Source organism: Methylocystis sp. (genome assembly GCF_051061285.1).
GTDB lineage: Bacteria > Pseudomonadota > Alphaproteobacteria > Rhizobiales > Beijerinckiaceae > Methylocystis.
In genome coordinates this window covers 27,733-49,939 of the sequence record NZ_JBPFEA010000019.1, presented here as the reverse complement: position 1 = coordinate 49,939, position 22,207 = coordinate 27,733, and the positions used below count along the sequence as shown (strand labels likewise).

Genomic DNA, 22,207 nt, shown 5'->3' with positions numbered 1-22,207 from the left:
TCTGCGCCGCGTCAGGGCATATGCGCCTTGACCGTCTCGATCAGCTGTTTGATCGAGAACGGCTTCGCCAGAAAACCAAAGTCGCCTTCGGGAAGGTTTTTGGCGAAGGCCTCTTCGGCATAGCCGGAAACGAAGATCACCTTCGCCGCGACGCCGCGCTTGCGCAGTTCGGCGAACATCGCGGGACCATCCATCTCCGGCATCACCACGTCGGAGACGATGAGATCGATCTTGCCGTCAACGCGCTCGACGACCTCGAGCGCCTCCATGCCCGTGGCCGCTTCGAGCACCGTGAATCCGCGCGAACTTAAAGCTCGCGCGCCGATCGAGCGCACGGCGTCCTCGTCTTCGACGAGGAGAACCACGCCCTGTCCCGTGTAGTCCGCGGCGACCTTGGGCGTATCGGCCTTCTGCGACGTCTCCTTCTCCTCCGGCGCGTAGCGCGGCAGGAAAATGCGGAACACAGCGCCCCGCCCGACCTCGCTGTCGACGAAGATGAAGCCGCCCGACTGCTTGACGATGCCGAAGACCGTCGAAAGGCCGAGGCCCGTGCCTTTGCCGACCTCCTTCGTCGTGAAGAAGGGTTCGAAGATCTTTTCTTTCACATCGGCGGGAATGCCGCTGCCCGAGTCCTCGACCTCAACCAGCACATAATCCGCCGCCGGCAGCGCCGCTTCGTTGAAGGCGCCGCATTCCGAGGCGGCGACATTGCGCGTGCGGATCTGCACCCGTCCGCCTGATTCCAGCATGGCGTCGCGGGCATTGACGACGAGATTGATGATCACCTGTTCGACCTGGGTGATGTCGGCCTTCACGAACCAGAGATCGCGACCCAGACGCAGTTCGAGTTCGTTCTTTTCGCCGACGACGCGGCGCAGCAAATTCTGCACTTCGGAGAGCGCGTCGCCGAGCTGCAGGACTTGCGGGCGCAGCGTCTGCCGGCGAGAGAAGGCGAGCAGCTGCCGCGTCAGGCCCGCCGCGCGATTGGCGGTTTCCTTGATCTGGCGGATATCGCGGAAGGCGGGGTCGGTCGGCCTATGGCTGGAGAGCAGCAGATCCGAATAGCCGATGATCGCCGTCAGCATATTGTTGAAGTCATGCGCGATGCCGCCGGCGAGCTGGCCGACCGCGTTCATCTTCTGCGACTGCGCGAACTCCTCCTGCAGCTTGCGCTGCTCGGTCGTGTCGAGCGCATAGACCATCGCGCCTTTCTTGCCGGCGTCCTCGGCGGAAGAGACGAAGAAGCGCGCCGAACGTGTCGCCGCGCCGGCGGCGTCTTCCTCGAACACGACATTGATCGGGCGCACTTCGCCTTTGCCTTCGATCGCATCTTCGATCGCGGCGCGCAGGGCCGCGCCGTCGCGTTCGCCGAGTCCCGTCAGCACCGACCAGGGCGCCGCGGCCGCGCCCTGGCCCGACTTCAGCGCCTGCGGCAGCAATTTCGCGAAGGCCGCGTTCGACGTCAGCACGCGGCCCTCGCCGTCGAGCGTCGCCATCGCCATCGGCGTCGAATTGAAGAAGCGCGCGAAACGCACCTCCGCCGCGCGCAAATTCTCTTCTGGCTGCTCGCCGGAGGCGCGGTTGAGCACCAAGGTGCGCGAAGGGCCGGCTTCGCCGTCCTGGCCAAACGCGACCTGGTGCAGCAGCCTGACCGGCAGCGACTTGCCGTTGCGGCATCGCAGGTCGAGGTCGATCTGCTCAGTGCGCACGTCCCCCGGCGCGCCCGACATGGCGGCGAGAAGCGCCGCGCCGCTATGCGCGACGATGGAGGACAGCGTCGCGCCGCCAGATCCAACTTGCGTGAGATCGTAGCCCAGCCATCCGGCAAGCGTTTTGTTCATATAAGAGACGGCGCCGTCCGGACTCGCGGAAAAAAAGCCCGCCGGCGCGTGATCGAGAAAGTCGATCGCGTGCTGCAGCTCCTGGAAGACGTTCTCCTGCCGCTGTCGATCGGCGGTCACGTCGGCCACCGCCCATAGACAGAACCGCCCGCTCGACGTCGTCGGCAACGGCCGGACGCGAATCCGGTACCAGCCGACCGGCCCCTGCCCCGAGAGCGGCGGCGAAAGCCGCAGATCTTCGCTATGCGAAACGCCGGCGCGCGCCGCCTGGGCCAGTCGGTAGATCGCCTCCGAGACCTCAGGCGGCCCTGAGAACAGCCGCTCGACCAGCTGAACGCCGGAAGCGTCTTTCGCGTCGCACATCGCCGTATAGGCTTGGTTGGCGTAAACGATGCGCGCGTCGCCTCTGGTGACGAGCAGCCCTTCTCCGGAAGCGTCGGCGATGAGCTTCGTCACCTCGTTACCCGCGACTCGGCCGGAGAAGTGAATCAATCCGACCGCATAGGCGAAGAGAAAGAAGATTCCGGCGACGCCGAAAACAGCGAGCGCCAGAATGGTAATGCGCGGCGCGAGGTCCGAAGGCGTGAGGTAATAGGCGGCGACGCCCGCGACCAACGCGATGACGAGGGCAAGCGTCAATCCCACATTGGCGGGCCGCTCGCTGCGTCCCAAGTCGGACGCTTCGGTCCTGTCGCTCATTTCTTAACCACCCGCGTCATATATCGCCGATCGCGACGGCCATGCTGACGCCGGCGCGCCGATTATTAGTCTGCCGACGCCTACAGAATCATCTAAAACAATGGCCGTGAACGCCAATAATAGCAACGCCGGACGCTGAAAGGGCGCTGATTAGTCAAACATTAACCATTCATTAACCTTTTTTCGGCGCTTGCCAGGAAAGCTGTTAATTTGGCAAGGTTCACGCGCGTTCGAACGAGAGACTAGCCGTTCATGCCCGATAAATTCACTCAACTGCTGCCGGCGCTTGGAGCGCTCGTTGCGTTCCTCGTCGCTGCGGTGCTCGTGCTTTACATTTTCCGTCTGTTGTTCGGACGCCGCATCCGTTCGCCCGGCGGCCGCAATCGCGCGCGCCGGCTGGACGTCGTCGATGTCTATGACCTCGACCGCGAGCGCCAGCTCGTCATTGTGCGGCGCGACAACGTTGAACATCTGCTCCTGATCGGCGGCCCTACCGACATCCTCGTCGAAGCGACGATCAGCCGGCTCGAAGGCGCTGTCAGCCGCGGGCCGGAGCAGCGCCCGGGACCGCCGGCGGCAGCGAACTGGCCGGCCGGGCCCCCGGCGCCGCCACGAGAGCTGGAAACGCCGCTGCCCAAGCCCGCGGCGGCGGGCCCCGTCAATCTGCCGCCTGACCTCTTCGCGCCGGCGCCTCCGAGGCCCGCTGCGCCGCCGCCTCCCCCGCCGCCGCCGCCAGCCGGACCAAGAGTTTCGAGTCCGGCCGCGCCGCAGCGCCCGGCTCCGCCCCGCTCGCCGACGCCGCCTTTCCTTGCGCGCGCTCAGCAACGGCTGGCGCCGCGTCCGAAAGAGCCGCCGCCGTCAGAAGCCGCGACCCCGGCGCCGCCTCCGCCGCCGCCCGCGGCTCCTCCGAGGCCGGCAGAACCGCCGCCGGCGCCAAGGCCCGCAGCGCCGCCGCCGGCCGCCGCCAGGCCTGCAGCGCCTCCGCCTGCGCCGCCGCCGCCCAAACCCGCGACGCCGCCGCCTCCGGCCGACGTGGATCCGCTGGACTCGCTTGAAGCGGAGATGGCGCGACTGCTCGGCCGCTCGGATCAAAAGGAATGAAAAAGGGCGTCGCCAACGGCGACGCCCTCACTTTTCCCCAAAGGTTTCGGACTCAATCGTCTCGATAGACTTTTTCGCGCCGTTCGTGACGCTCCTGCGCCTCGATCGACAGCGTCGCGATTGGACGCGCATCGAGGCGCTTGAGGGAAATCGGCTCCCCCGTTTCCTCGCAATAGCCGTAACTGCCGTCGTCGAGGCGCGTCAGCGCCGCGTCGATTTTGGCGATGAGCTTGCGCTGCCGGTCGCGCGCGCGCAGTTCGATGGCGCGATCGGTTTCGGACGACGCGCGATCCGCCAGATCAGGATGGTTTTCGTTTTCATTCTGCAGAGTGGCCAGCGTTTCGCGACTCTCTTGCAGAATGTCCTCCTTCCAAGCCAGCAGTTTGCGCCGGAAATATTCGCGCTGCCGATCGCACATGAAGGGTTCGTCTTCGGAAGGCTTATACGTTTCTTCCAGATCCACCGCCATCTCGCGAATCCTTAATTGGCCTATAGGCGACGCCTATATAGCCGCGACGGGCGCCACATACAATCATTCCCCGCGCCGCCCTCACTCCATGGCTCTGCGCAGATTTTCGTCGATCTTGTCCAGGAAGCCTGTCGTCGACAGCCATTTCTGATTGCAGCCGACAAGCAGGGCCAGATCCTTGGTCATGAAGCCCGACTCGACGGTCGCGACGCACACCTCCTCGAGCGTGCGGGCGAAGCGGGTCAGCTCGTCGTTCCCATCGAGCTTGCCGCGATGCGCGAGCGCGCGCGTCCAGGCGAAAATCGAGGCGATCGAATTGGTTGAGGTCTCATGCCCCTTCTGGTGCTCGCGATAATGGCGCGTGACCGTGCCGTGGGCGGCTTCGGCCTCGACGGTCTTGCCGTCGGGCGTCATGAGCACGCTCGTCATCAGGCCGAGCGAACCGAAGCCCTGCGCCACCGTGTCGGATTGGACGTCGCCGTCGTAATTCTTGCACGCCCAGATGTAGCCCCCCGACCATTTGAGCGCCGAGGCGACCATATCGTCGATCAGACGATGCTCGTAGGTGAGGCCGAGCGCCTGGAATTTCGATTTGAACTCGGCGTCGTAAATCTCCTGGAACAAATCTTTGAAACGGCCGTCATAGGCTTTCAGGATCGTGTTCTTGGTCGACAGATACACCGGATATCTGCGTGTGAGCCCGTAGTTGAACGTGGCGCGCGCGAATTCGCTGATCGACTCGTCAAGATTGTACATCGCCAGCGCGACGCCGGAGCCGGGGAAGTTGAAGACTTCCTTCTCGATGACGTCGCCGTCGACGCCTTCGAATTTGATCGTCAGACGACCCTTGCTTGGCACTTGGAAGTCAGTGGCCTTGTATTGATCGCCGAATGCATGGCGCCCGATGATGATCGGCTGCGTCCATCCTGGGACCAATCGCGGGACATTCCTGCAGATGATCGGCTCGCGAAAGATGACGCCGCCCAAGATGTTGCGGATGGTGCCGTTCGGCGATTTCCACATCTCCTTGAGATGGAATTCCTTCACCCGCGCTTCATCGGGCGTGATCGTCGCGCATTTCACGCCGACGCCATGCTTTTTGATGGCGTAGGCCGCGTCGATCGTCACCTGATCATTGGTGGCGTCGCGATTTTGAATCGAGAGATCGTAATAAAGGAGATCGACGTCGAGATAGGGCCGAATGAACTTTTCTTTGATGGCGGCCCAGATGATGCGGGTCATTTCGTCGCCGTCAAGTTCGACGACAGGGCTTGCAACCTTGATCTTCCGCATGCGCCGGCTCCTCCTGTGCCGCGCGCCTTATAGCGTCGGCTAGAGGTTTTGGGTAGCAATTGGGGGGCCTTTCTCTAAGCGCCGAAGCGCCCTTCCCCCCGCGCGCTTTCCGCCCTAATTTGCCGCCGCTCGGGGCGAGGAGGCGAATTGGTCGGGGCCGGAACGGATCGCAGCAAGACGGCCCTTTCCGGGGGGCCGGCGATTGTGCTCGTGCGTCCGCAGCTCGCCGTCAACATCGGCATGTGCGCACGCGCCATGGCCAACTTCGGCCTCTCCGATTTACGCCTCGTCTCGCCGCGCGAAGGCTGGCCGCGCACCGGCGCCTATCGCAAGGGCGCCTATGCGGCGGCCGCCGGCGCCGTGCATCTCCTCGAAAGCGCGAAACTCTACGAGAGCGTCCGCGATGCGATTGAGGATCTCTCCTTCGTCTACGCCGCGACGGCGCGCGGACGCGGCCAGATGAAGCCGGTGCTGACGCCTGCCCAGGCCATGCCGGGCACGGCGGCGCGCATGACGGCGGGCGAAAAGCATGGCGTGCTGTTTGGCCCCGAGCGCACCGGCCTCGACAATGACGACGTCGCGCTCGCCGACTTCATCCTCACCTTTCCGGTCAATCCCGCCTACGCCTCGCTCAATCTCGCGCAGGCGGTGCTGCTCACCGGCTATGAATGGTTTCGCGCCGCGCATGGCGACGCCATTCCCTTCGAGATCGAAGAGCGCTCGCCGCCGGCGACGCGCGAAATGACGCTCGCCTTCTTCGATTTTCTCGAAGGCGAACTCGACAAGCGCGGCTTCTTCCGTCCGCTGACGAAAAAGCCCGTCATGTCGCGCAATCTGCGCAACATGTTCCACCGCATGGGCCTCACCCAGCAGGACGTGCGCACGCTGTGGGGCATGGTCGTGCGGCTGGTGGAAGGCCCGCGCCGTGAGCCGAAGAAGACGAGCCGGAAGAAGCAAGAGGAGGAGACGGAGTCGTAAAGCCGCGCCATTGCGAGCCGAAGGCGAAGCAATCCAGGGCGCGGTCATGAACCTATGGATCGCTTCGTCGGCTCCGCCTCTTCGCGACGACGGCCGGCATAGGTCTAATGAAACGACTGTTTGGCCTCGCGCCGCGCCGAAGGCGGCGGGGCGAGCGGGCTCGCCTGATGGTGCACGAGCCGCCAGCGCTCCCCGCTCCAGCGAAACCAGTTGGTCGCGAGCAGCAGGCCGCCGCCGACCTCCTCGATGCAAAAGACCCGGCCGTCGGCGCCCTCGATGAGCGTCTGCGGGTCGCGCGCCGACACGGCCGCTTGGCCCGGGTTGCGGAAAATGTCGCGGTAGGAGGCAAGCACCGGCATGCGCCCGACGAGCGCCGGCCATCCTGGGTGAACGCAGGAACAGCCCTCCTCCGCCCAAAGATCGTTCAAAGCGCCAAGGTCACGCGCGGCGAAGGCCTGATAATAAGCAGCGTTGGCGTCGAGCAGCGAGGTTTCATCCATCGGGGGACACTGCGAGATTCTCTTGGGCATGGCAAATGCAAGACGTGGCCCAGAGAGATCGATCGATGGATGCGCTGACCTGGTTCGGACTTTTCGCGGTAAGCGCGATGCTGCTGGCCTATACTCTGGAAGAACGCAGCCATTGGTTCGTGCTGGGATTCGCCGTCGCCTGCGCTTTGGGGTCAGTCTATGGATTTCTTCAAGGCGCTTGGCCCTTCGGCCTGGTCGAGGCGGTGTGGACGGGGGTCGCGCTCAAGCGGTGGCGCTCGCGGCGAAGAGCCTCGCAAGACTGCGGCGAAGCGCTTAAATGTAATGTCGACGATGTCACAGATCGCCCAATTTGTGATATCGCGCACTTCGCGCCGGCCTTGAACCGGACGCAGGAGGCTCCCGATGTTCATCCAGACTGAAGCTACCCCTAATCCCGCGACGCTCAAGTTTCTGCCCGGCCAAGATGTTTTGGGCCAGGGCGCGATGGAATTCCGCTCGCGCGACGACGCCGCCCACGCGCCGCTCGCCGAGGCGCTGCTCTCCATCGACGGCGTCGAGGCGGTGATGTATGGCGCGGATTTCGTCTCGGTGACGAAGAACGGCGCCGAATGGCCGCATCTGAAGCCGGCCATTCTTGGCACGATCATGGAGCATTTCGCCTCCGGCGCGCCGCTCCTGACCGAAGGCGCGGCGCCGGCGCAGTCCAGCGGCGAGTTCTATGACTCGGCCGACGCGGAGACGGTCGCCACGATCAAGGAGCTGATCGAGACGCGCGTGCGGCCGGCGGTCGCCGGCGACGGCGGCGACATCGTCTTCCGCGGCTTCAAGGATGGCGTCGTCTATCTTGCCATGAAGGGCGCCTGCTCTGGATGCCCCTCCTCCACCGCGACGTTGCGGCACGGCATCGAGAACCTGCTCAAGCATTTCCTGCCGCAGGTGAAGGGGGTCGAGCCGGCGTAGGGGCGGCGTCTCCGGAGGCGACGTTGATCGCGCCTCGAAAAGCGTCATAATCAACGAATCATGCGAATCCTTGCGATTGACACCGCTCTGCCAGCCGTCTCGGCCTGCGTGCTGGACCATGACGCGGCGGCGCCGATCGCCGCCGAATCTGTGGAGATGGAGCGCGGCCACGCCGAGGCGCTGCTGCCGCTGATCCGGCGAATCATGAGCCAGGTCGAGGGGGGCTTCGCCTCGCTCGATCGCGTCGCCGTGACGGTCGGCCCCGGCTCCTTCACCGGCATCCGCATCGGCCTCGCCGCCGGTCAGGCGATCGCGCTCGCCTGCAAAGCCGAGATCGTCGGCGTCTCGACGCTGGCCGCGCTTGCGGCGCCGCTGATTATCGATCCTTTCGACGGCGTCGTCGCGGCGGCGATCGACGCGCGCCACGACAAAGTCTACATCGCCGCCTTTGGCCCGGGCGGCCGCCCGCTGCTTACCGCGCGCCGGATGAACGCCCCTGAAGCGCTACGCGCGCTCGGAACCGGCCCGCTGCTTCTGACCGGCTCCGGCGCGCCGCTCCTTGCGAAGGAGGCGCGCGCCCGCGGCATTCCGGTCCGGATCGCAAGCGAGCGGCCTGCGCCCGATATCGCCCTCGTGGCGCGTCTGGGCCTTGCCGCCCAGCCTGACACCGCGCCCGCGCGGCCGCTTTATCTTAAGGAGCCCGACGTCACGATGCCGGCCGCGCGCCCCGACGCCCAAAAAGACGCCACGCGTTTGGGCGATGCGGCCGCCCGCGCCGCCGCCACGGCCCAAGCGTGAGCTAGCGCCATGACGCTGCTTTCGTCCTTCTTCGCCAAGCCGACTTTCGTCATCGAACCCATCGGGGCGGAGCGCGCCGACGACTGCGAACGTCTGCATGGGGCGTCCTTCGCATTTGGCTGGTCGAAAATCGACTTCGAGAATTATCTGACCGACGCCCATATCATCGCCGACGGCGCGGTCGCGGAGGGCCGCAAGGGCGAGCTTGGGGGCTTCATCCTCTCACGGCTGACGCCGCCCGACGCCGAAGTCCTCACTTTCGCCGTGAACCCCGCGAGACGCGGCGCGGGACTGGGCCGGCGCATTCTTGAAAAGCATCTCGAAAATCTCGAGCGCGGCGGCGCCCGGCTCGTCTTTCTGGAGGTGGCCGACGACAATGAGGCCGCGCTGAAGCTCTACGCGCGGGAAGGCTTCAAAGAGATCGGCAGGCGGGAGAATTACTATCAACGCGCCGACGGCGAACGGCGCGCGGCGATCGCTCTGCGGCTGGAGACCTGAGTGCGCGCGGCTTGCAGAACGCCTCTCGGTAAACTAGACTAAGTTAGTTTAGTCGAGCCGAGACGCTCATGCGCATCGTCAACATGCACGAAGCCAAGACCCAGCTCTCCAAGCTGGTCGATCTTGCCTCTAAGGGAAAGCCTTTCATCATTGCGAAGGCCGGAAAACCTTTGGTAAAGGTCACGCCGCTCGAGTCGGCTGCTCAGTCCAAGATCCAGCGGCTCGGCTTTATGGCCGGACAGGGGGTTATCCCAGAAGATTTCGACCGCATGGGCGAGATCGAGATTGGACGGCTATTCGAAGGCGACGCGTGAGACTGCTGCTTGATACGCAGATCATCCTATGGGCCGCAGTGTCGCCCGATCGCCTCTCAAAAAAGGCTCAAGCGGTCCTGCTCGAAGAGGCAAATGAACTCGTCTACAGCGTCGCAAGCCTGTGGGAAGTCGCCATCAAACGCAGCCTCAATCGGGCCGACTTTCAAGTCGACCCGCGTGCGCTGCGTCAGGGTCTCTTGAACAATGGATACAACGAGTTGCCCGTGCTCAGTCAACACGCGCTCGCGACGGATGCGCTGCCGTTGATTCATCGGGATCCGTTCGATCGACTGCTTATTGCTCAGGCGGTCGTCGAAGGCGTCACGCTGCTCACGGCGGATGCGCTGCTCCTGCGCTATGGCGGGCCAGTTCAAAAAATATGAGTGCAAGGCGCCGCTTGCGGCGGTAGAGCGCCTCCTGATCACATGAAATCATGTGATCGATAAGGAAGCGCTCAAAATCAAAATATTGGAGCAGGTTCTCATCGAAAAAGTCTGTCAACTTTTTCGGAACCTGCTCTAAGGCGCAAAAAAAGTCGTATACTGCGTCCACTCGGGTGGCGCGCCGAGTCGCCGGGGCGACGATGGAGCAGAAAAATAGTCACAGACGTCAAAGAACTGATTGAGGCGCGATCCAAACCTCAGCGGTCCGAAGCTCCACGACCCTCCAAAGTTCTGGTCAAGTCATACGGCTGCCAGATGAACGTCTATGACGCGACGCGCATGGCTGACCTGCTCAGCCGCGAGGGCTACGCCGAGACCAAGAGCGAAGAAGACGCCGATCTCGTTATTCTCAACACATGCCATATCCGCGAAAAGGCCGCGGAAAAAATCTATTCTGAGCTCGGCAAGCTTGCGATCGCCAAACGCGCGCTGAACGCGCAAGGCCGCGACATGAAAATCGTCGTCGCCGGCTGCGTCGCCCAGGCTGAGGGCGAAGAGGTGCTCAAGCGCCAGCGCGCGGTCGATCTCGTCGTCGGTCCGCAGAGCTATCACCGGCTGCCGGAGCTTCTGCGCCAGGCCAGGGACGGCGCTCGCCTCGCCGATACGGATTTCGCCGTCGAGGACAAATTTCGCGCCCTGCCCGCCCCGAACCGCGCGCAGATTCGCGCGCGCGGCGTTTCGGCTTTCGTCACCGTTCAGGAAGGCTGCGACAAGTTCTGCTCGTTCTGCGTCGTGCCTTATACGCGCGGCGCCGAGGCGTCGCGTCCTGTCGCCGAGATCATCGCCGAGACCCTGCGGCTCGTCGACGCCGGCGTGCGCGAGATCACGCTGATCGGCCAAAACGTCAACGCTTATCGCGGTCCGGATGGAGACGGCGGAGAGGCAAGCCTTGCGCAGCTTCTCGACCGGCTGGCGCGGATCGAAGGGTTGGCGCGCCTGCGCTACACCACAAGTCATCCGGTCGACATGGCGCAGGAGTTGATTGACGCGCATCGCGCGATTCCAAAGCTCATGCCCAATGTGCATCTGCCGGTTCAATCGGGCTCGGACCGCATTCTGAAAGCCATGAACCGCAAGCACGGCGCAGACGCGTACCTCTCCATCGTCGAGCGCCTGCGAAAGGCCTGCTCGGACATCGCCATGTCGTCGGACTTCATCGTTGGCTTTCCCGGCGAAAGCGACGCGGATTTCGAGGCGACGATGGCGCTCGCGCGCACTGTGGGCTTCGCTTCAAGCTTTTCGTTCAAATATTCGCCTCGGCCGGGCACGCCCGCCGCCGACCGGGACGATCAAATCGATGAGACGGTGAAGAGCGAACGCCTCGCCGCGCTACAGGCTCTGCTTGAAGAGCAGCGGCAAGCCTTCAACGCGGCGACGGTCGGCCGAGAGTTCGACGTGCTCTTTGAAAAAGCCGGTCGGCACGCGGGGCAAATCGCGGGCAAGAGTCCCTATATGCAGGCTGTGCATGTTGAAGGCCCGATGGCGTGCGTTGGCCGCGAAGCCAGAGTGAAGATCATCGCGGCAGGCTCGAATTCCTTGGGCGGACGGCTCATGAGCGAGGAGGCGAAGGCTTGACGACGATCGACGACCCGTTGCTCGCCGCACGGGGACCGGAGCCTGTTGACCCGGAAGCGGAAATCACGCTCGCCTTTGAAAACAACCGTCACGCCTCGCTCGTTTTCGGCCTCTACGACCAGAATCTCGCCAAGATCGAACGACGCTTGCGCGTCGCCTCCTTCGCCAATGGCAATCACGTCACGCTCAAAGGCAAGTCCGAGGCCTGCGAACATGCGCGACGCGTGCTCGAGGCGCTTTACGAGCGCGTCGCGCTGGGTCAGACGATCACGCTGGGCGACGTCGACGGCGCCATAGAGGAATCAGCGCGCCAACGCAGCCTGTTTCCGGATTCGGAGCCCTCACGCGGCGCTTTCGAGCAGATCCTGACCCGCAAACGCGGGTCGGTGCGCGCGCGCAACGCCGCGCAGGACCAGTATTTGCGCGCGCTCAAGCGCTACGAACTGGTCTTCGCGGAGGGTCCTGCGGGCACCGGCAAGACCTGGCTCGCGGTCGGCCACGCCGTGCAGCTGATGGAGCAAGGCGCGGTCGAACGGCTGATTCTGTCCCGTCCCGCCGTCGAGGCTGGCGAGCGTCTCGGCTTTTTGCCTGGCGACATGCGCGACAAGGTCGACCCCTATCTCCGCCCGATCTACGACGCGCTGCATGATTTCATGGATGCGCGGATGGTCGAGCGCGGCATGCAGACCGGACTCATCGAAGTCGCGCCGCTCGCGTTCATGCGCGGGCGCACGTTGACGCGAAGCTGCATTCTGCTCGACGAGGCGCAGAACGCCAGCTCGATGCAGATGAAGATGTTTCTCACCCGGCTCGGCGAAGGCTCGCGGATGATCGTCACCGGCGATCCGTCGCAAACCGATCTGCCTCCCGGGCAGAAATCCGGCCTCTCGGAAGCCGTAAACCTGCTCGCCAATCTCGACGTCGTCGGTCGCGTGAGATTTTCGGAAGGCGACGTGGTGCGTCACGATCTTGTGCGGCAAATCGTTGGAGCCTATGAGCGCGCCGCGCGCGCCAACAAGCAGACGCGCGGGGAACCCTAACTTTGGAGATCGACGTGAATATCGCGGCGCCTGCATGGCGGCGCGTCGGGGATCTGGAAAATTTAACGAAAGAATGCGTTTGTCAGAGTCTCGCCATAAGCGGGGCTGCGCTAGCTCCCGAATGTGAAATCAGCGTCACATTTTGCAACGACGCGGCGATTCAGCAGCTCAACGCCGAGTGGCGCGGCAAGGATCAACCCACGAATGTCCTGTCTTTTCCGACGCCTGGCGCGCTCGAGCGCAAGCCTCTCCTTGGCGACGTAATCGTCGCCTTCGAAACCGTCGCCAAAGAGGCGGAGCAACAGGGCAAGCTTTTGCGCGCCCACACGGCGCATATGATCGCACATGGATTTCTGCATCTGATCGGATATGATCACGAGACCGCCGCCGAGGCCGAGCGGATGGAAGCGCTGGAGCGTAAGATCGTGACGGCGCTTGGATTTCCCGACCCCTATGCGGATGATGCAGACGGGCCGGCCGGCGGAGCGAATTGAACAAAGCGCATGTCGACGCGATACGATAACGCCGACGATCCCATTCCATTAAGACGCACTGGCGATGGACCGCGCCTGAGCCTCGTCGACAGGCTGCGCGGGCTGCTCGGTCTTGCGCCGGCCTCGGTGCGCGAGGACATCGAAGACAGGCTTGAAGAGTCGGCGGGCGACGTGACCCCGCATGAGCGGGCGCTCTTGAAGAACGTCCTTGGCCTGCACGACATGCGCGTCGACGACGCGATGATTCCCCGCGCCGACATCGTCGCCATCTCGCTGGATGCGCCGCTGCGCGAAGCCTTGGAGCTGTTTCGCACCGCCGCCCATTCGCGTCTGCCGGTTTACGCCGATACGCTCGACGATCCGCGCGGGATGATCCATATCCGCGATTTCGTCAATCATATCGCGTGCTGCGCCGATCGGCGCGAAGACTCCGACGCGACGACCGTCGAACCGAGAAAGATCGACTTCGACACGCCGCTGTCGCAGGCGAATTTGCTCAAGCCGGTGCTCTTCGTGCCGCGCTCCATGCCGGCGCTCGATCTTTTGATCCGTATGCAGGCGACGCGCACGCATCTGGCGCTCGTCATCGACGAATATGGCGGCACGGACGGCCTCGTCACCATCGAGGACATCATGGAGATGATCGTCGGGGATATCGAAGACGAACATGACGTCATCGACGAGTCGGGCTTCGTCGAGCTTGAGAACGGCGATTTCATCATCGACGGGCGCGCCGATCTTGATGAAGTGACGGCGCGGCTCGGCGTCGACTTCCGACTTGAAGATACGCCCGCCGAGGTGACGACGCTCGGCGGTATGGTCGCGTGGCTCGCCGGCCGCGTCCCGATGCGCGGCGAGATCATCGCGACGCCGGTCGACTCCCACGAATTTGAGATCGTCGACGCCGATCCGCGGCGGGTCGGCAAGTTGCGCGTGCGCCGGCGCGTCTGAAGCGCCTCTGCAATGTGCATGTCACATTCAAACGGCAGGGGTCGCAGACTCTGTCGCTTCCGGAAGGATTTCCCTTGCAGCTGATTGAGGACTTTTACGACGAGGCCGCTTGCATTGAGTTGCGCAAGAAAATTCTCGCGACGCCGTTTGTCGGCGGCGGCGCCACTGCGACCGGAATGGCGGCGAGCGCCAAGAACAATTTACAAATGGATCCAGCCAAGGGACACGCGATTCTTAACGACATAGCGCATCGGTTGATGAGCGACGCGCGCGTCGACTTTTACGCCATACCAAAGCGCATCGCCGCAATGCAGGTGAACCGATATGACGAGGGCATGCATTACGCCAATCATTCCGACGCGCCGATTATGAATGGCTTCCGCTGCGATCTGTCGTTTACGCTCTTCCTTGAGGATCACACGAATTACGATGGCGGCGAACTGGTGCTCGAGCAAGAGAACGGGCTGTTGAAACTCAAGCCGAAGATCGGCAGCGTTTTCATCTATTCGACGGGCCTCATTCACCGCGTGGAAAAAATCACGCGGGGCAGCCGCCTGGCTTGCGTCGGCTGGATCGAAAGCCGCGTCCGCGACGAGACGAAACGCAAGATTCTGCGCGATTTGAATTACGCGCATAGAAACTATCTGCAGCGACACGGGTGCGACGAGATCGGCGATCTGCTTGTGAAAAATTCCGGCGACCTCATGCGCATGTGGTGCGAGTGAGGCGAAGGCTGTCTCGCCTGCCGGGCAAGCTTTGCGCCTCCCGGAAACTCTTTAGAGTCGCATCCGTCGATTCAACGGGACAAGGCCCAATCATGGCGGAGTTTGCCGAGATCTCCCGCGCGTCCGCGTTGGCCCCCTCGCTTCTGCTGCGAATCGCCATGTCCCGCGGCTGGACGCGCCGCGCGATCGCGTTCTGCGCCGGCGCAACCGGCGCTCTCGCCCTCGCGCCTTTCGATTTCATTCCGGCCATGTTCGCGCCGCTCACCGTCGCCGTCTGGCTCATCGACGGCGCGGCGGACGGCGACGACTCGCCGCGCTTTGCCCTTGGCCCGATTCTTTCGGCGGCGGGAGCCGGCTGGTGGCTGGGCTTCGGCTATTTCGTGGCGGGCCTCTGGTGGATGGGCGCCGCGATGCTCGTCGAAGCCGATCAGTTCGCCTGGGCGCTGCCGCTCGCCGTGTTCGGTCTGCCGGCGGTTCTTGCGGCGTTTCCAGCCGCGGGTTTCGCCGTCGCGCGCCTCTTGTGGTCGCCTGGCGGCGCCCGCGTCTTCGCGCTCGCCGCGGGACTGGGGGCCGCGGAGTGGTTGCGCGGCCATCTGTTCACGGGCTTTCCCTGGAACGATTTCGGCATGGCGCTCACGAGCGCCGGGCCAATGGCGCAGACGGCCTCTCTCGTCGGCCTGCATGGGCTCGACATCATAGCGATCGTGATTTTCGCCGCGCCGGCGACGCTCATCGATCGCGCGCCGCGCGACGGGCGCCGCATCGGCGGGACGATGTTCGCCGCGGCGGCGCTGGCCCTGCTGATGTTCGCTTATGGCGTGTTTCGGCTTGGCGCCGACGAAACGGAATATGTCGACGGCGTGGCGTTGCGCCTGATGCAGCCCAATCTCCCTCAGGATGCGAAATTTCGCCCCGAGAATGGCGCGAACATTTTGCGTCACTATCTCGCGCTCTCGGAACGCGCGACAAACGCGCGGCCGTCCGGCCTCGCCGAGGTCACCCATCTCGTCTGGCCGGAATCGGCGTTTCCCTATGTCATTTCACGCCACCCGGAGGCGCTGGCGGCGATCGCCCGCGCGCTCAAGGGCGGCGTTCTTTTGACCGGCGCGGCGCGGGCCGAAGGCGATGGCGACGGACGGCAGGGCAAGATCTTCAATTCGATCGAGGCGCTGAAGGGAGAGTCGATCGTCGCTTTATACGACAAGGTTCATCTCGTTCCCTTCGGAGAATATCTGCCGCTGGAGGACCTGCTGCGGCCGCTTGGAATCAATCACCTCGTGCCGGGCATCTGGGACCGCGGCGCGGGGCCGCGCCTTCTCGCGGCGCCCGGTCTGCCGCCAATTGCGCCGCTCATCTGCTACGAAGCGATTTTCCCGGGCGAGACGATCCCGCGCGGGGCCGCGGATCGCCCCCTTCTGTTCCTTAACGTCACCAATGACGGATGGTTCGGCCGCACGACCGGGCCCTATCAGCATCTGGCCCAGGCCCGCCTGCGCGCGATCGAAGAAGGGCTGCCAATGATCCGCGTCGCCAATACCGGCGTTTCGGCGATCATCGACGCCTACGGACGCATCCTTCAGTCGCTGCCGCTCGGCGAAGAAGGCCTCATCGACGGGCGTCTGCCGAGGGAGGCGGAGCCCACTGTCTTCGCCGCTTATGGCGCGCTGGCGTTCCCAGCGCTCCTTGCCGCAGCGACGGCCATGGCCTTGCTCGGCGTCGCCCGGCGCCAGCCATAAAGTCGCTTCTTCTTTGTCGAGCGGTCGATGATCCGCCCGCGGCGAAAAGACGCCGCTTGCATGGGGGCGACGCTGGCCTCGGCGCCTGGACCTTGCACTTTTCACGGTTCTACGGGCCACGCAGCTATCGGAGCAGGCCGGGAAATGTAGACTGTCCTTGCCGGGAAGATCGCCGCCCGACCGCGCTTAGCTGAAATCTTCTTGAAATTCATGCACCTACCTGCGATGTAGCTTGCGCGCCCGACGACAATTCGGCTACAACTGAGCAGGAGGCGGTAAAGTTGAAGAAGGCGCCAGACCCGATCGATCGTCACGTCGGCAGCCGCGTTCGCATGCAGCGAATTCTCATGAAAATGAGTCAGGAGAAGCTTGGAGACGCGCTCGGACTCACTTTTCAGCAAGTGCAGAAATACGAGAAAGGCGCCAATCGTATCGGCGCGAGCCGCCTGCAACAGATTTCGAAGACTCTGAACGTGCCGCCGTCCTTTTTCTTCGAAGGCGCGCCAACGAGCGGCGCGCCAGCGCCGACCGGCGGATTCGCTGAGGAGTCCTCGTCGCAATACGTCGTCGATTTTTTATCGACGACGGAAGGCCTGCATCTCAATCGCGCCTTCGCCCGCATCCGCGATCCCAAGGTGCGAAAGCGCGTGCTCGATCTGGTGACGACGCTCGCAGACCAGTCGGAGCCGGCGCGGGAGTAAGAGAATGTCGTTCTCCAAAACGAACGATTTGGCCTTTTCGGCTTGACGCACCGAACGCGCGCTGGCAGATGACTCCCCCTGCTCCGCAGTTGTTCAACTCTTCCTCAAAGCCATCGGAGATTTGGAAGTGACCCGGAAAAATTATCTTTTCACGAGCGAGTCCGTTTCCGAAGGCCATCCGGACAAGGTTTGCGACCGTATTTCAGACGAAATCGTTGACGAGTTTTTCCGTGAAGGTTCCAAGGCCGGCATCGATCCCTACGCCATTCGCGTGGCCGCGGAGACTCTTGCGACCACAAACCGCGTCGTCATCGCCGGAGAAGTGCGCGGGCCGCATATTCCCTTCGATCGGATCATCGAGATCACGCGCGGCGCGATTCGCGCCATCGGCTACGAGCAGCGCGGGTTCCATTGGAACACCGCCAATGTGGAAGTGCTGCTGCACGAGCAATCCGTCGATATTGCACAGGGCGTGGACGCCGCCGGCAACAAGGACGAAGGCGCGGGCGACCAGGGCATCATGTTCGGCTACGCCGTGCGCGAAACGCCCGAACTGATGCCGGCGCCGATCTATTATTCGCATAAGATTCTGGAGCTGCTCGCCCAGGCGCGCCATAGCGGCAAGGAAAAAGGCCTCGGTCCCGACGCCAAGAGCCAGGTCACGGTGCGCTACGCCGACGGCAAGCCCGTCGAGGCGACGCAGATCGTGCTGTCGCATCAGCATGTCGACGAAACCCTCTCGCCGGCCGACATTCGCAGCATCGCCGAGCCCTATATTCGCGACGCGCTGCCCGACGGCTGGATCACCAACACGACCGTCTGGCACGTCAATCCGACCGGTAAATTCTACATTGGCGGGCCCGACGGCGACGCCGGCCTCACCGGCCGCAAGATCATCGTCGACACCTATGGCGGCGCCGCGCCGCACGGCGGCGGCGCCTTCTCCGGCAAGGATCCGACCAAGGTCGATCGTTCGGCCGCTTACGCGGCGCGCTATCTCGCCAAGAACGTCGTCGCGGCCGGGCTCGCCGACCGCTGCACGCTGCAGCTGTCCTACGCGATCGGCGTCGCCGAGCCGCTGTCGATCTATGTCGATCTGCATGGCACCGGCCATGTGTGCGAGGAGAAGGTGGAAGAGCTGCTGCCTCAGCTCATTCGCCTCTCGCCGCGGGGGATTCGCGAGCATCTTCAGCTGAACCGACCGATCTATGCGCGCACCTCCGCCTACGGCCACTTCGGCCGGACGCCTGACGCGGACGGCGGCTTCTCCTGGGAGAAGACCGATCTCGTCGACCAGCTGAAGTCGCATTTCGCCTAAGTTCGGCCGGTTCGAGCGGCTCGGAAGGCGAACGCCGCAGCGGAGAAATGCTCTGTCCGGCGCGAGATGGCTCAGTTTGTGACGCGGGAGCAAGCCAGCGCCACAAACTGGACGACGTTCCAAATGATCGCGGCCAATTAGCGCTTATGAGCGAGACCTCTCAGCAACGCGGCGCGCACGCCCGTCTCTATGGCCGCTCGAAAGGCAAGGCGCTCCGAAAGCGTCAGGCGGCGCTGATCGAAGAGCTCTTGCCGCGTCTGTCGCTCGATCTTGCGCAGCCGCCGGCGCCCACGGCCCGCGAAAGGCGCCTCGAGATCGGCTTTGGCGGCGGCGAGCATCTGATTGCGGCGGCAAGCGACAGCCCCGAGGTTGAATTCATCGGCTGCGAACCCTTCCTCAACGGCGTGGCGAAGCTCCTCGCCCGGATCGACGAGCGTGGACTGACGAATATCCGCCTGCATCAAGGCGACGCCGCAGATGTGCTCGACTGGCTGCCGGAAGATAGCCTGTCGCGCGTATATCTTTTCTATCCTGACCCCTGGCCCAAACGACGCCATCACAAGCGGCGTTTCGTGGCGCGGGAAAATCTCGACCGTCTGGCGCGGGCGATGCATGCGGGCGCGGAGCTGCGCTTTGCGACGGACATCGACGATTATGCCGCCTGGAGCTTGGCGCGGCTGCGCGCGCACCCAGCCTTCCGCTGGCGCGCGCAGCGCGCCGAGGACTGGCGAACGCCATGGCCAGGCTGGACCCGAACCAAATATGAAGCCAAAGCCATGGCCGAAGGCCGCGATCCGGTCTATCTGACCTTCGTCCGGGCGCTGCGCTAAGCCGCCTCCAAGTTGCAAAGCCTTCAAAAATCACACGGCCGACGATGACGACAGGGGGAGAAGCGCATGGTTGAGACGGCGGGAATGGCTAACGCGCCGACGACGCCGGTCGAAACGACCACGGATCGTTTCCGCGCCGACGTTCTCGACGCTTCGATGCGGCAGATCGTGCTCGTCGATTTTTGGGCCCCCTGGTGCGGCCCCTGTCGCCAGCTCGCGCCCGTCATCGAGCGTCTGGTGGCCGCCTCGGCCGGCAAGATCGCGCTCGTCAAAATGAATATCGACGCCGATCCGCTGATCGCCGATCAGCTTGGCGTCAAGTCGATTCCCGCCGTGGTGGCGTTTCAGCGGGCACGACCGATCGACGGTTTCGTCGGCGCGCTGCCCGAGAGTCAAATCAAGGGCTTTCTGGAGCGGCTGATCGGCCCGATCGAGGACGAGGGCGATGCGCTCGAAGCGGCGCAGGCGATGATCGCGGAGGGCGATCTCGCCGGCGCGGAGTCGCTGCTGAGCGAACTCGCCGGCGGCGAACCGCCCAACGCCAGGGCCGCCGCAGCCTTGCTGCGTCTTTACATCGACTCGGGACGCTTCGATGAGGCCGGGGCGCTCCTTGAGGCCCTTCCCGACGCTCTTCGCCGCGACAGCGGCGTCGCGGCGGCTGCGGCGGCGCTTCAGAACGCCCAGCAGGCGCAGGATCTCGGCGAGATCGACGAACTGAGAAATCGCGTCAATTTCGATCCCAACGACCTGCAGGCCTATTTCGATCTCGCGCTCGCGCTCAACGCCAAAGGACTGCGCGAGGAAGCGACGGATGCGCTGCTTGAAATCATCCGCCGCGACCGTAGTTGGAATGACGATGGGGCAAGAAGGCAGCTCATTCAGTTTTTTGAGGCGTGGGGACCGATGGACAGGGCGGCCGTGAACGCACGGCGACGACTGTCCACGCTGCTCTACTCCTAGGGAGGCGTTCGCCGATATGAGCCTGAACCGTCCCTACGCCGACATCGACGAATTGCCGAAGGTTCTGCCGCTTTTCCCGCTTTCGGGCGCCATATTGCTGCCGCGCGGCGAACTGCCGCTCAATGTTTTTGAGCCGCGCTATCTCGCGATGGTCGACGACGCGATCGCCGGCGCGCGGCTGATCGGCATGATCCAGCCGCTGCCGGGCGACGAGACGGTCGCCGACGCGACGCAGCTCTATAATGTCGGCTGCGCCGGACGGATCACGCGTCTCGCCGAGACCGGAGACGGCCGCTATCTCATCACCCTCACCGGCGTCGTGCGGTTTCGCGTTCTCGAGGAGCTTAGGGTTCGGACGCAGTATCGGCAGTGTCAGGTCGGATATGACGAATTCTTGGAGGATTTGACGACGGGCGCCGGCGCCGACGCGGTCGACCGCGAAAGCATGGTGTCAATGTTGCGCAACTTCGCCGAATGTTCGAAACTTGAAGTTGACTGGGCGAGCATAGACGCGGCGCCGACGGAGACGCTCGTCAACGCGCTCGCGATGATGTGTCCGTTCGGCGCCAACGACAAGCAGGCGCTGATCGAAGCCATCGATCTGAAAACCCGCGCGGAAACGCTCATCGCGCTCGCGAAGCTCGATCTCGCGCAACGAGCCGGCGACCGGCCGCAGTGGCATTAAGGGAAATTGACGACCATGACTGACGAACGCGATTCCGGCGCCGAGAGATTTGAATCCCCAGCGGAGCCGACGCGGATTGATCCGCGCCTGCTCGAAATCCTCGTCTGCCCGCTGACGAAGACGACGCTCGAATATGACAGCGCGCGCCAGGAGCTCATTTCGCGCTCGGCGCGGCTTGCCTATCCGATCCGCGACGGCATTCCGATCATGCTGCCCGAAGAGGCGCGCCAGATCGACTGACCGGCTCGTCCGCTATGGACGAAACCGCGCCATCCAAGCTTCTGGCGCTTCTCGATCTCGAGGAGGTCGGACCAGACCTCTTCCGCGGCCATAGCCCGGCCTCTTCCGGCCGTCAGGTCTATGGCGGTCAGGCCGTGGCTCAGGCGCTCGTCGCCGCGACGCGGACGACCCCTGCGGACCGTCCTGCTCATTCGCTGCACGGCTATTTCGTCCTCGCCGGCGATCCGTCGATTCCGATCGACTTCGCCGTCGAACGCGTGCGCGACGGCAAGAGCTTCACCACGCGGCGCTGTAACGCCACGCAGCGCGGACATACGATCTTTTCAATGGAGGCGTCGTTCCAACGGCGCGAAGAAGGTCTTACGCACGCCGCCCACATGCCGGACGCCCCGGACCCGGAGAGTCTCGACGACGTGCATACGCTCGTTGAGCGCTTTCGCGCCTTTCTTCCCGAACAGGCCGAGAGCTGGCTGCAGCGGCGAAGCGCGCTCGACATGCGCGTCGTCGCGCCCGACGACGTGTTTTTTCCCGAACGCCGCGCGGCCGGCCAGATGATCTGGTTTCGCGTGCGCGGCGCGGCGCCAGACGACCCCGCCATTCACACGGCGCTGCTCGCCTATCTTTCCGATATGACGCTGCTCAATACGGCGCTGCTCGTTCACGGCCTTACCATCTTCGATCCGAAGATCCAGGTGGCGAGCCTCGATCATGCCCTGTGGATACACGGGCCGATGCGAGTCGACGAATGGCTGCTCTATGCGCAGCAAAGCCCGTGGGCCGGCGGCGCGCGCGCCTTGACGCGCGGCCAGATCTTCACCCGCGAGGGACGCCTCGTCGCCTCGGTGAGCCAGGAAGGCCTGGTGCGCCAGCGCGACTCGACGCGATCCTGAGCGACTGCCTACACAGCAGGCAGATGAAGAAAGTCTGCGTAATATCTAGGCACAGAGCCGGGCGGCGGCGCCCTAAGCGAAAGCGCGCGGGCGAACCGGGGGCGCCCCTGACTCGAGCGCATAGCCGAGGCCCGCAAAGGCGATAGCCAGCCCCGCAGCAAGCTGCGGCGCAGCCTG

25 protein-coding genes and 1 pseudogene are annotated in these 22,207 nt (G+C 64.0%); 20 read left to right on the top strand and 6 right to left on the bottom strand.

Annotated features, from left to right (window positions below; translation table 11 throughout):
* Positions 1–11: 11 nt before the first annotated feature.
* From cckA to ACR65T_RS06840, 5 genes are all read right to left on the bottom strand, one after another.
* The gene (gene cckA, locus ACR65T_RS06860; RefSeq protein WP_434495773.1) at positions 12–2,540 is read right to left on the bottom strand and encodes a cell cycle histidine kinase CckA; all 2,529 of its coding nucleotides are present in this window, start codon (positions 2,538–2,540) and stop codon (positions 12–14) included.
* Between the two features lie 150 nt (positions 2,541–2,690).
* Positions 2,691–3,011, bottom strand: coding sequence for a hypothetical protein (locus tag ACR65T_RS06855; protein WP_434495772.1), 321 nt, complete (start codon positions 3,009–3,011; stop codon positions 2,691–2,693).
* 187 nt (positions 3,012–3,198) lie between these two features.
* A complete protein-coding gene (locus ACR65T_RS06850) occupies positions 3,199–3,657 on the bottom strand; it encodes a hypothetical protein (protein ID WP_434495771.1) in 459 nt (152 codons plus the stop codon).
* 36 nt (positions 3,658–3,693) lie between these two features.
* The gene (gene dksA / locus ACR65T_RS06845) at positions 3,694–4,110 is read right to left on the bottom strand and encodes an RNA polymerase-binding protein DksA (protein WP_014890379.1); all 417 of its coding nucleotides are present in this window, start codon (positions 4,108–4,110) and stop codon (positions 3,694–3,696) included.
* An 81-nt stretch (positions 4,111–4,191) separates the two neighbouring features.
* Positions 4,192–5,403, bottom strand: coding sequence for an NADP-dependent isocitrate dehydrogenase (locus ACR65T_RS06840; RefSeq protein WP_434495770.1), 1,212 nt, complete (start codon positions 5,401–5,403; stop codon positions 4,192–4,194).
* A gap of 147 nt (positions 5,404–5,550) precedes the next feature.
* Between ACR65T_RS06840 and ACR65T_RS06835 the strand changes: the two genes are divergently transcribed.
* On the top strand, positions 5,551–6,381 hold the full coding sequence (locus tag ACR65T_RS06835) for an RNA methyltransferase (RefSeq protein ID WP_434495769.1): 831 nt from the start codon (positions 5,551–5,553) through the stop codon (positions 6,379–6,381).
* A 104-nt stretch (positions 6,382–6,485) separates the two neighbouring features.
* Here ACR65T_RS06835 and ACR65T_RS06830 read toward each other — a convergent pair whose 3' ends face one another.
* Positions 6,486–6,881 carry a nuclear transport factor 2 family protein gene (locus tag ACR65T_RS06830; RefSeq protein WP_434495811.1) on the bottom strand — a complete coding sequence of 132 codons (396 nt, stop codon included), beginning with the start codon at positions 6,879–6,881 and terminating at the stop codon, positions 6,486–6,488.
* 65 nt (positions 6,882–6,946) lie between these two features.
* Here ACR65T_RS06830 and ACR65T_RS06825 point away from each other — a divergent pair.
* The 19 genes and pseudogenes from ACR65T_RS06825 to ACR65T_RS06735 all read left to right on the top strand — a co-directional run.
* A pseudogene (locus ACR65T_RS06825) lies at positions 6,947–7,159 on the top strand (hypothetical protein); the annotation flags it as partial.
* 115 nt (positions 7,160–7,274) lie between these two features.
* Positions 7,275–7,832, top strand: coding sequence for a NifU family protein (locus ACR65T_RS06820; protein WP_434495768.1), 558 nt, complete (start codon positions 7,275–7,277; stop codon positions 7,830–7,832).
* Between the two features lie 60 nt (positions 7,833–7,892).
* The gene (gene tsaB, locus ACR65T_RS06815) at positions 7,893–8,630 is read left to right on the top strand and encodes a tRNA (adenosine(37)-N6)-threonylcarbamoyltransferase complex dimerization subunit type 1 TsaB (RefSeq protein WP_434495767.1); all 738 of its coding nucleotides are present in this window, start codon (positions 7,893–7,895) and stop codon (positions 8,628–8,630) included.
* A gap of 9 nt (positions 8,631–8,639) precedes the next feature.
* The gene (locus ACR65T_RS06810) at positions 8,640–9,128 is read left to right on the top strand and encodes a GNAT family N-acetyltransferase (protein WP_434495766.1); all 489 of its coding nucleotides are present in this window, start codon (positions 8,640–8,642) and stop codon (positions 9,126–9,128) included.
* 68 nt (positions 9,129–9,196) lie between these two features.
* Entirely contained in the window at positions 9,197–9,442 is a 246-nt protein-coding gene (locus ACR65T_RS06805; protein ID WP_434495765.1) for a type II toxin-antitoxin system Phd/YefM family antitoxin, read from the top strand.
* Positions 9,439–9,825: a type II toxin-antitoxin system VapC family toxin gene (locus ACR65T_RS06800; protein ID WP_434495764.1), complete on the top strand. Its 387-nt coding sequence runs from the start codon at positions 9,439–9,441 to the stop codon at positions 9,823–9,825. The genes ACR65T_RS06805 and ACR65T_RS06800 overlap by 4 nt, the downstream gene beginning before the upstream one ends.
* A 213-nt stretch (positions 9,826–10,038) precedes the next feature.
* Positions 10,039–11,460: a tRNA (N6-isopentenyl adenosine(37)-C2)-methylthiotransferase MiaB gene (miaB, locus tag ACR65T_RS06795; RefSeq protein WP_434495810.1), complete on the top strand. Its 1,422-nt coding sequence runs from the start codon at positions 10,039–10,041 to the stop codon at positions 11,458–11,460.
* Complete coding sequence (locus ACR65T_RS06790; RefSeq protein WP_434495763.1) at positions 11,457–12,500, top strand: PhoH family protein; 1,044 nt, start codon at positions 11,457–11,459, stop codon at positions 12,498–12,500. The genes miaB and ACR65T_RS06790 overlap by 4 nt, the downstream gene beginning before the upstream one ends.
* A gap of 2 nt (positions 12,501–12,502) precedes the next feature.
* Positions 12,503–12,994: an rRNA maturation RNase YbeY gene (gene ybeY, locus ACR65T_RS06785; RefSeq protein WP_434495762.1), complete on the top strand. Its 492-nt coding sequence runs from the start codon at positions 12,503–12,505 to the stop codon at positions 12,992–12,994.
* A 9-nt stretch (positions 12,995–13,003) separates the two neighbouring features.
* Complete coding sequence (locus tag ACR65T_RS06780; RefSeq protein WP_434495761.1) at positions 13,004–13,945, top strand: hemolysin family protein; 942 nt, start codon at positions 13,004–13,006, stop codon at positions 13,943–13,945.
* Between the two features lie 74 nt (positions 13,946–14,019).
* Positions 14,020–14,670 carry a Fe2+-dependent dioxygenase gene (locus ACR65T_RS06775; RefSeq protein WP_434495760.1) on the top strand — a complete coding sequence of 217 codons (651 nt, stop codon included), beginning with the start codon at positions 14,020–14,022 and terminating at the stop codon, positions 14,668–14,670.
* Between the two features lie 92 nt (positions 14,671–14,762).
* Positions 14,763–16,406 (top strand): apolipoprotein N-acyltransferase, encoded by a 1,644-nt coding sequence (lnt, locus tag ACR65T_RS06770; RefSeq protein WP_434495759.1) that lies wholly within the window; start codon positions 14,763–14,765, stop codon positions 16,404–16,406.
* Between the two features lie 281 nt (positions 16,407–16,687).
* Positions 16,688–17,107, top strand: coding sequence for a helix-turn-helix domain-containing protein (locus ACR65T_RS06765; RefSeq protein ID WP_434495758.1), 420 nt, complete (start codon positions 16,688–16,690; stop codon positions 17,105–17,107).
* Positions 17,108–17,234: 127 nt separating this feature from the next.
* On the top strand, positions 17,235–18,425 hold the full coding sequence (gene metK / locus ACR65T_RS06760) for a methionine adenosyltransferase (protein ID WP_175093077.1): 1,191 nt from the start codon (positions 17,235–17,237) through the stop codon (positions 18,423–18,425).
* A 146-nt stretch (positions 18,426–18,571) separates the two neighbouring features.
* Positions 18,572–19,255 (top strand): tRNA (guanosine(46)-N7)-methyltransferase TrmB, encoded by a 684-nt coding sequence (trmB, locus tag ACR65T_RS06755; RefSeq protein WP_434495757.1) that lies wholly within the window; start codon positions 18,572–18,574, stop codon positions 19,253–19,255.
* A gap of 66 nt (positions 19,256–19,321) precedes the next feature.
* Positions 19,322–20,215 (top strand): tetratricopeptide repeat protein, encoded by an 894-nt coding sequence (locus tag ACR65T_RS06750; protein ID WP_434495756.1) that lies wholly within the window; start codon positions 19,322–19,324, stop codon positions 20,213–20,215.
* Between the two features lie 16 nt (positions 20,216–20,231).
* A complete protein-coding gene (locus ACR65T_RS06745) occupies positions 20,232–20,900 on the top strand; it encodes an LON peptidase substrate-binding domain-containing protein (RefSeq protein ID WP_434495755.1) in 669 nt (222 codons plus the stop codon).
* A 15-nt stretch (positions 20,901–20,915) separates the two neighbouring features.
* The gene (locus ACR65T_RS06740; protein WP_175093074.1) at positions 20,916–21,140 is read left to right on the top strand and encodes a Trm112 family protein; all 225 of its coding nucleotides are present in this window, start codon (positions 20,916–20,918) and stop codon (positions 21,138–21,140) included.
* A gap of 14 nt (positions 21,141–21,154) precedes the next feature.
* Positions 21,155–22,030: an acyl-CoA thioesterase gene (locus tag ACR65T_RS06735; protein WP_434495754.1), complete on the top strand. Its 876-nt coding sequence runs from the start codon at positions 21,155–21,157 to the stop codon at positions 22,028–22,030.
* The last annotated feature ends 177 nt before the right edge of the window (positions 22,031–22,207 follow it).

What these genes read in the sequence shown, in the direction of transcription:
- cckA (WP_434495773.1), bottom strand. Translation starts at nt 2,540, where the DNA reads ATGAGCGACAGGACCGAAGCGTCCGACTTGGGACGCAGCGAGCGGCCC.
- ACR65T_RS06855 (WP_434495772.1), bottom strand. Translation starts at nt 3,011, where the DNA reads ATGTTCAACGTTGTCGCGCCGCACAATGACGAGCTGGCGCTCGCGGTC.
- dksA (WP_014890379.1), bottom strand. Translation starts at nt 4,110, where the DNA reads ATGGCGGTGGATCTGGAAGAAACGTATAAGCCTTCCGAAGACGAACCC.
- ACR65T_RS06840 (WP_434495770.1), bottom strand. Translation starts at nt 5,403, where the DNA reads ATGCGGAAGATCAAGGTTGCAAGCCCTGTCGTCGAACTTGACGGCGAC.
- ACR65T_RS06830 (WP_434495811.1), bottom strand. Translation starts at nt 6,881, where the DNA reads ATGGATGAAACCTCGCTGCTCGACGCCAACGCTGCTTATTATCAGGCC.
- ACR65T_RS06820 (WP_434495768.1), top strand. Translation starts at nt 7,275, where the DNA reads ATGTTCATCCAGACTGAAGCTACCCCTAATCCCGCGACGCTCAAGTTT.
- tsaB (WP_434495767.1), top strand. Translation starts at nt 7,893, where the DNA reads ATGCGAATCCTTGCGATTGACACCGCTCTGCCAGCCGTCTCGGCCTGC.
- ACR65T_RS06810 (WP_434495766.1), top strand. Translation starts at nt 8,640, where the DNA reads ATGACGCTGCTTTCGTCCTTCTTCGCCAAGCCGACTTTCGTCATCGAA.
- ACR65T_RS06805 (WP_434495765.1), top strand. Translation starts at nt 9,197, where the DNA reads ATGCGCATCGTCAACATGCACGAAGCCAAGACCCAGCTCTCCAAGCTG.
- ACR65T_RS06780 (WP_434495761.1), top strand. Translation starts at nt 13,004, where the DNA reads ATGTCGACGCGATACGATAACGCCGACGATCCCATTCCATTAAGACGC.
- lnt (WP_434495759.1), top strand. Translation starts at nt 14,763, where the DNA reads ATGGCGGAGTTTGCCGAGATCTCCCGCGCGTCCGCGTTGGCCCCCTCG.
- trmB (WP_434495757.1), top strand. Translation starts at nt 18,572, where the DNA reads ATGAGCGAGACCTCTCAGCAACGCGGCGCGCACGCCCGTCTCTATGGC.
- ACR65T_RS06750 (WP_434495756.1), top strand. Translation starts at nt 19,322, where the DNA reads ATGGTTGAGACGGCGGGAATGGCTAACGCGCCGACGACGCCGGTCGAA.
- ACR65T_RS06745 (WP_434495755.1), top strand. Translation starts at nt 20,232, where the DNA reads ATGAGCCTGAACCGTCCCTACGCCGACATCGACGAATTGCCGAAGGTT.
- ACR65T_RS06740 (WP_175093074.1), top strand. Translation starts at nt 20,916, where the DNA reads ATGACTGACGAACGCGATTCCGGCGCCGAGAGATTTGAATCCCCAGCG.
- ACR65T_RS06735 (WP_434495754.1), top strand. Translation starts at nt 21,155, where the DNA reads ATGGACGAAACCGCGCCATCCAAGCTTCTGGCGCTTCTCGATCTCGAG.